At 67.0% G+C, this 297-nt stretch carries 1 protein-coding gene; it reads left to right on the top strand.

The genetic code is table 11. From position 1 onward, the window contains the following. Positions 1-93: 93 nt before the first annotated feature. Positions 94-297, top strand: a 204-nt coding sequence (locus CYJ76_RS13030) for a hypothetical protein (protein ID WP_238138252.1), incomplete at its 3' end; no start/stop codon positions are given.

Genomic DNA, 297 nt, shown 5'->3' with positions numbered 1-297 from the left:
TGGCCGACGGCACCACGTCGCAGGTTCGCCTGTTCCTGCCCGGCACGGCGAAGGTGGGGGAGGAAGGTACGGACGCCACCGCAGCCGGCGGGCGTGCTGGATCTGGCGGGTTATGGGCGCCAATCGGGCACGCAGCTGCGTGAGTGGTTCCGTTATGGGCAAACAAACCGCCTACACAAGCTGGCGGACCAGGACATGGACTACGAAGAGGCGAAGAAGTCCGTGCGCACCCCGGTGCTGCTGACGCGCTGCGCGAACGACGAGGACTGCCCGATCGCTTCTGCGGAGAACCTGGGG

It is taken from the genome of Kytococcus schroeteri (assembly GCF_002847825.1).
Taxonomy (GTDB): Bacteria; Actinomycetota; Actinomycetes; order Actinomycetales; family Dermatophilaceae; genus Kytococcus; species Kytococcus schroeteri.
This window is presented reverse-complemented; position numbering and strand designations above follow the sequence as displayed.